Source organism: Alcanivorax sp. VBW004 (genome assembly GCF_009718865.1).
GTDB lineage: Bacteria > Pseudomonadota > Gammaproteobacteria > Pseudomonadales > Alcanivoracaceae > Alcanivorax.
The window spans coordinates 1-6,211 of record NZ_WNHC01000006.1 but is presented as its reverse complement, the minus strand read 5'-3'; the positions used below and the strand labels follow the sequence as shown (position 1 = coordinate 6,211).

The window sequence follows — 6,211 nt, the reverse complement described above, 5'->3', positions numbered from 1 at the left end:
CAAATAGAACAGTTTCCCGGGTTTATGCCAAAGTGGCGATTTAGCCTTGCGGGATAGATCGAATGACATTCAGGGAAGTTGCCTTCGGATTGAGCATTGACCAGATACAGCAAATCACACAGCTACACCCAACAACACTCCGCAGATACCTGAGAACGAACTCAGCCCCATCACACATTATTCGCTTGGTGGCCTTCTTTAGCCGCGGAGAACTGCCAAGCAATAGCCCGAAATGGAACGGCTGGAAGGTTCGAGAAGATGCCTTGTCGGACCCGGACGGGAACGAATACAGACCGGACGAGATACGATCTATATGGGCGCTGAGACAGCTACAGGCAGAGCTGGAGCGAATCAAAAAACAACCCGCCCAGCTTGTAATGCCGTTTTAGAAATGCGATGAATTTTTAGCGACGGGGCGGGCGGACGCCGTGGCGACTGCGTCGCCATCAGCTCCCCGCCCTCCCCTTGTGCTTTCTCTTTCCTCTCTTGCCAGATGGTTAAACATTCCGTTTTTAAGTATTCGCCGGCACATCTGCCAAGGCATATCGGCAATTGTCGTTCCTTGCTGCGTGTAGCAAGTGCAATCGCTGAAATCTGACTCCATGGACATACAGCCCTGAACCACTGGGACCGAGACAGCGCGACGGGCCTGTTGTCGATATATCGGGGCCGTGTACGGGAGGCCCGGAACCTCTGGCGCGAGAAGATCACCCCAATTTTCAGGGGGCGGCGGTTCCGCCTGGACAACTTGTTGCGGCGAAGAGTCGCCGCCCGATCCCGTAGGCTCCTCCTCTGGATGTGTGCCGTAGTTGGTGTAAAAGCGCCAGACCATGAACACGGTGAATGCGATAAGGACCGGGACAAGGAAAAGGATTTTTGGGGGCTTGAACTTATGGGTATGGACTTCCGCCGAGTGATAGTGACCCCAGACACGCTTGGGAAGCCGTTTTTTTGTCTTTACGCACCCTTCTAGCTCCGACTTTGTCGCCGGGTTCACATAGCCAGAACCTGAATGGTACTCGATGACGAAAGGCGCGCCGAACGGCCTGCTAAAATGGTATTGCTCGTTGCAGAGCTTACGAGCATGCGTGTCGAGTAACGAAGGGTCCTGGCTGATGAAAATGAGGTCCCAGCCGTGGTGCCGGTGGGTCTCTACCGCCGTCAGCCCGAAAGGTACAGGCTTGCTAGCTGGTCTGCCCGGCCATATCTGTTGTGCTTCATCAGCAACAAGAACGGCACCATCTGGAAGATGGTCGGGCCAGTTTTTGACTTCGTCGTCGGATAGCTCGATCCAGTCGAGCTTGAGATCTCGAATCCCACGGTAGTAGACGGGGCGCTTTGCATCACTTCCCTCTACGTTGAAACGCTTGTCATGCAAGACGAAATCTATTGCATTGCTCGTCTTGCCCGTTCCCGGCTTACCCGTAAATAACCAGAACATTATTCGCCCCCGTTTAAGTCCATAAAGCCGAAACGCTTGAATGCACCGAATAAAGTGCGGATTGAGATAATCCCGATATAGGCGCTGATTATCAGGCTCAAGAACACATCGAAACCGGCCATAGTAATCACTGAAAGTATGTCGGAGGTGATGCCACCCATTCCGCTTTTTATGTGACCAATAACGCCGTCCAAGGTCATTTGAACGCCGGTAAGCGATATCGTCCCGAGACCGATGGCACCTAAGACACGGGCCGTTGTAGGGCCAATGATTGACGCGATAAAAGCAGCTACTGGCTGCAGCCAGAAAGGCATGGTTATTTCTCCGTCATTGATCGGAAGGCGATAAAGCCAGCGGCAAGCCAGCCGAGCGCGATGACTAGCGGCCTGATCTTTGAGGCAAAATCACAGATGAAAGTGAAGGGTATGGCTATGGAGCCAAACGGGGGGACTGACACCTGAATATCAGCGGGGCAGGAATTTGAGCCACCAAAGCCGGAACCAGAGTCGTCCAGGCCATCGAGGAAAGAGCCGAACCCGACCTCATTTGAGGCTATCTGGTTTTCTGGTGCATCACCGTCAAGAAGCGAATCGCCGCCTTGGTTGTATTCCTCTGTACCCTTCAACTCCTCACGGAATAGCTGTTCCTGACAAAAGTGGTGCCACTCATTCAGGAGAACAGCACACTGTATCGGATCGGCAGAGCTACAGTCTGGCTCCTCTACCTGTTCCTTGTCGCACGTTCCCTTACCTACCGTGTTGCCCTCTTCTTCTTCCGGTTCCTGGTCATCCTCAATACCATTGCCGTCTGCGTCGGTGTCCTGACCATCAGGTATGCCATCGCCGTCTGTATCTGGGTTGTTGGGGTCAGGGTCTAAACCTGCACCGCCGCCGTTGCCTGAGCCTGAGCCGGGGGAATCTGGGGCGCCATCGCCATCACGGTCTGGATCGTCACCGTCTGGGATACCGTCACCGTCAAAATCTGGGTTTGTGGGGTCCGGGTCGTCACCATCTGGTGCGCCGTCACCGTCTGAGTCAGGGTTTGAGGGGTCCGGGTCGTCAGTGTCGGGAATGCCATCACCATCTGAATCATCGGGTTCTGGCTGCTCTGATGACTCTTTGCAGTATTTACGGCCATCAATAACCGTGTAGTTCGGGCAAGGGGAATCCGGCGGAACCTCACAGAATTTTTTTCCGTTGGTTGACCTATAGCAGTCATCCTCGTCGGTGTAGTCGTGAAAGGGCCTATCCTGTTGCGGCTCAGAGAATTCGCAGTAGTCGCCATTGCTTCGATATTCTGCCCAGCAGGAAGTGGTAGATCCTACGAAGACACAAGTTGAGCCGGAATTGCGGACAAACTCGCAGTTTGAGTCACAGACGACCGTAGCCTTAACGTCTGTGCCAATTCGTTTTTTTGTTCCTTCTGGGATCTCACACTCTGGTTCAGGAAGTGGCTCTGTGCTGCATTGGCCGTATGGGTAGGTACCGTTGAAACTCCCGTAGCCTGTCCAACACCTTAGGCAAGTGTATTGCCCTGATGATGAGTCTGTGACAACGCCGTAGAGCTGACCAGGGTTTGAAGACTGTTCGTTGTCGCAGGAGTTATTTACTGATTGCTGATTACCACCTTGGGCAACAATTTGGGGGTTGAATGTGGCGGCGTTAAGCGGGGATATAGCTGCCACTAGGAAAAGAGCATATAGAAAGCAGCAAGTGAGACGGTTAGATAGAGCCATGGGCCAATGTCCGGTTCCATTTTTCACCTCTGATAAAAAAGGGGCCAAGCGGCCCCCTTCCCGTTTGCGTTGGGCTTACTTGATAACCCGGCGAACGTAGGCAACACCGGCGATCACGGCCAGAACGCCGATCACTGCCAGTGCGATAGTTTCCACGTTGGCAGACTGGCCGGAAATTTCACCAGCGGCAGCCGTGACATCAAGCGCAGCGTTTGCAGCACCGGCATACATGGCTGTACCGCCGACAACTGCAAGCTGACCAACCTTTTTACCCATACCGTGGGTGCGGGACTGGATAGACTCCAGACGGGCCTTCATTGCATTTTTCATGGTGTTACTCCGTGATTTAATTTTGAGTTTTAACGAATGAGGCCGAAGAGTTTCTTGCAACCCCAGACTGTTGCCCATAAGAGCAAACATGCCCCGAGCAGTTCGTTAGCCTGCTCGTATGTGAGCGGGGGCAGTCCGAAAGGGCCTGTCTCCGCCACAATTTCGAGAGTGCCCGAACAGATGACCGAGCCGTCAACGGCTTGTTGCCAGTCGCCTGTCGTGCACGCTATTAATTCCATTAGCTACTTGTCTACTTGAAGTTTTTAGGGAGACCGTCATCGGCCAAAAACCAGTTCAGGCCCGCATTGCCATTGCGACCAGCCCACGGGAAAGCCAGAACAGGGACGAAGATTTCATTACCCTTGAGCTTTTCATAGTGAGCAGCAACGCCCTCAGGAATCTGCTTTTTGGTGATCTGGATGTCATAGCTCACCGTTTCGCCGTCATAGCCATTCGTTTTGGGGACAGACACACCCACGAACATCTTAGTGCGAACCTCACCCGTGTTGCGGTCAGTGTTGTCTACGGACTTAACGCCCATGATGGTGCCCTTCAAAAGAAACATGCTTCTTCTCCTAGCTCCCTCTGGAGCAAATGGTTATCAGCAGCCCAGCGGAGGCGCTCAGGAACGCCGGACTTGTATATTTCATGGAACATTTCTTCCTTGCTTTTTCCGAGTTGAAGCGCCCCGAAATGCAGTAACTTGCCGTACTGGATGCGCGCAGAGGCAACCAGCTTTTGATAGGTGATTTTGAGCTTTTCCCGGCCTGTGCTGATCTTCTGGATGATGTCGGAAACCCAGCTCATGGCCGGGTACGAACCGGCGAGAAATTCTTGCGGCGAAACCAGTACATCAAGGGGGATTTCACGGTCACGGTTATGGAGTTCCAGCTCCCAACGGACCCATTCCGACGCTACGTCACCAAGCTGGCGGCCCTTTTCGTAGACGCGCAGGATTTTGCCGTTTGCACGGTTTCCGATATAAAGCGTCTTGCCCTTGCCGGAATCAAAGTCATCGACGTAGGAAGCCTTAGGCGGGCGGCCACGGCCTGTGAATGCCCCGTCTTTGTAGAGCTGGATAGCATGGGCAACATCACGGGAACCGGCGTGATCGTCGTAAGCAAGGTCAGCGCGGGTAATGCGGCAATCCATGGATGCCTGGCTGATCTTTTTATGAACGCGGGACCAATCAGGGACACGACAGCAGCCGTCTCCGTCCACATAGAGCTGGAAGCGCTGTTCCACAATTCGGTGACCGCCGTAGCCATCGGGCACACGGTTATTGCCACCAAAAGCGATAAAGCCACCATCAAAGGTGCAGCCAGCATCAAAGAAATTGCGGCCTCCCCTCACCTTTTCATCGACGGTAAAGACATTGCGGCCAAAAACGTCATCCATGAAGGACTGGAAAGCCTCGACAATCTCCGCATCGCTGGCCGTCCAACGCGGCGAGTCTTCGTTGGAACGGTCATGGCCAATCAGCGACAGCGGAAAAGAAAAAGAGACGGTATCCACAATCACCGGGGGAAGGTCTAAGGTACTTTCACCCCGTATTACTGAGGGGGTGAATTCAGGAGCTTGAGCGCTCATAAAATTTCACCCAAGAGATAGCCAAAGACGACGCAGGTAGCCAAAGCCGAAAAATAGCCAGAAGGCGTAGAAATAAAAGCCATGATCGAATCCATGTTATTTGCGCCCCTGATTTTTGAGATAACGACGCGCAGCCTTGACACCATCACGAGAAAGGTCAGCCATAAATTCAGCGTTCGGGATAAAGTGGGTACGGGCTGCGCCCTTCTCTGCCAGATGCGGCAGGCCGCAATCAGTGAGGATTGAACCGGCACGGCGGAATTTAGCGACCCGGTATGCCATCACATGGGAATCATGGAGGCAGTCACCTGCATATTGCTGATCCAGCCAGTACACGCCGGGCTCAGATGCTGGCTTAAACGGAGCGTTATAAGGGTTCAATTTGACAACAAGCCCTGTCATTGCCCTGCCCCTTTTGAAAACCGGTTTTTCATGGCGCGAGGGAAGGGTGTAGCCGCGTTGAGCGAGTCACCCGCAGAGAACCGATTGAGGAAGCGCTGGGAACTGGTGGTATGGGGGCCAGCAGATTTATGAGAGAGCCGGGGGCAAGGTATCGTCGGTGCAACGCTATCGCCCTGGCTAACGCTTGTGTGCCGACTGTTAAGCGCTTCGCGCTTCTGGTTTGTCATATCCCCTACCCCTTTCACTCTGTTGCAGTGCTGCAATACGTCGAATGTATTGCAAGCCTGCAACGTTGTAAAGCGGCAATATTGCAAAGAGACAACACAGGGGGTCTAATTGGCACAAGGAGACACGATATGAAAAAGACTGCCGACTACCTCAAACAAGCACAAAAAGCCTTAAAACACCGCACAGATGGCGACACCATGCGCTGGCTGGACGTGAACAGAGGAACCGTTTCTAGATACCTGTCTGGCAAGTCAATCATCGACAGTGACGATGTTGTCTGGAAGATAGCGGAGGCGCTGGACGTTGACCCAGCCGAAATAATTGCAGCAAGGGCGATTGAGCGAGCAGAGCGCTCGGAGGATGAGGCTGGATTTGCACTCTGGACGAAGCGCTTTAAAGCCGTAAGCCATTCAGCGACAAGCATTTTTTTCGGAAGCGCCCTAATCGGGGGGGCCGTTGAAGCGGTGCGACACTGTATATTATGT

9 protein-coding genes are annotated in these 6,211 nt (G+C 53.4%); 2 read left to right on the top strand and 7 right to left on the bottom strand.

Annotated features, from left to right (window positions below; translation table 11 throughout):
- Positions 1-62: 62 nt before the first annotated feature.
- Positions 63-389 carry a DUF3653 domain-containing protein gene (locus F1529_RS17810; RefSeq protein WP_155137825.1) on the top strand — a complete coding sequence of 109 codons (327 nt, stop codon included), beginning with the start codon at positions 63-65 and terminating at the stop codon, positions 387-389.
- Here F1529_RS17810 and F1529_RS17415 read toward each other — a convergent pair.
- The 7 genes from F1529_RS17415 to F1529_RS17385 form a co-directional block, all read right to left on the bottom strand.
- Positions 386-1,441 carry a zonular occludens toxin domain-containing protein gene (locus F1529_RS17415; RefSeq protein WP_155137822.1) on the bottom strand — a complete coding sequence of 352 codons (1,056 nt, stop codon included), beginning with the start codon at positions 1,439-1,441 and terminating at the stop codon, positions 386-388. The two genes, F1529_RS17810 and F1529_RS17415, sit on opposite strands and share 4 nt — an antisense overlap.
- A complete protein-coding gene (locus F1529_RS17410; RefSeq protein WP_155137819.1) occupies positions 1,441-1,755 on the bottom strand; it encodes a DUF2523 family protein in 315 nt (104 codons plus the stop codon). Before F1529_RS17410 ends, F1529_RS17415 begins: the two co-directional genes overlap by 1 nt.
- Positions 1,756-1,757: 2 nt before the next feature.
- Positions 1,758-3,176 (bottom strand): virulence factor TspB C-terminal domain-related protein, encoded by a 1,419-nt coding sequence (locus tag F1529_RS17405; RefSeq protein ID WP_155137816.1) that lies wholly within the window; start codon positions 3,174-3,176, stop codon positions 1,758-1,760.
- 75 nt (positions 3,177-3,251) lie between these two features.
- Positions 3,252-3,506: a major capsid protein gene (locus F1529_RS17400; RefSeq protein WP_155137813.1), complete on the bottom strand. Its 255-nt coding sequence runs from the start codon at positions 3,504-3,506 to the stop codon at positions 3,252-3,254.
- 250 nt (positions 3,507-3,756) lie between these two features.
- Positions 3,757-4,071 carry a DNA-binding protein gene (locus F1529_RS17395; RefSeq protein WP_155137810.1) on the bottom strand — a complete coding sequence of 105 codons (315 nt, stop codon included), beginning with the start codon at positions 4,069-4,071 and terminating at the stop codon, positions 3,757-3,759.
- A complete protein-coding gene (locus F1529_RS17390; protein ID WP_155137807.1) occupies positions 4,059-5,096 on the bottom strand; it encodes a replication initiation factor domain-containing protein in 1,038 nt (345 codons plus the stop codon). Before F1529_RS17390 ends, F1529_RS17395 begins: the two co-directional genes overlap by 13 nt.
- A gap of 96 nt (positions 5,097-5,192) precedes the next feature.
- Complete coding sequence (locus F1529_RS17385) at positions 5,193-5,498, bottom strand: hypothetical protein (protein ID WP_155137804.1); 306 nt, start codon at positions 5,496-5,498, stop codon at positions 5,193-5,195.
- A 356-nt stretch (positions 5,499-5,854) separates the two neighbouring features.
- Here F1529_RS17385 and F1529_RS17380 point away from each other — a divergent pair.
- The coding region (locus F1529_RS17380; RefSeq protein ID WP_155137801.1) for a helix-turn-helix domain-containing protein at positions 5,855-6,211 on the top strand (357 nt) is incomplete at its 3' end.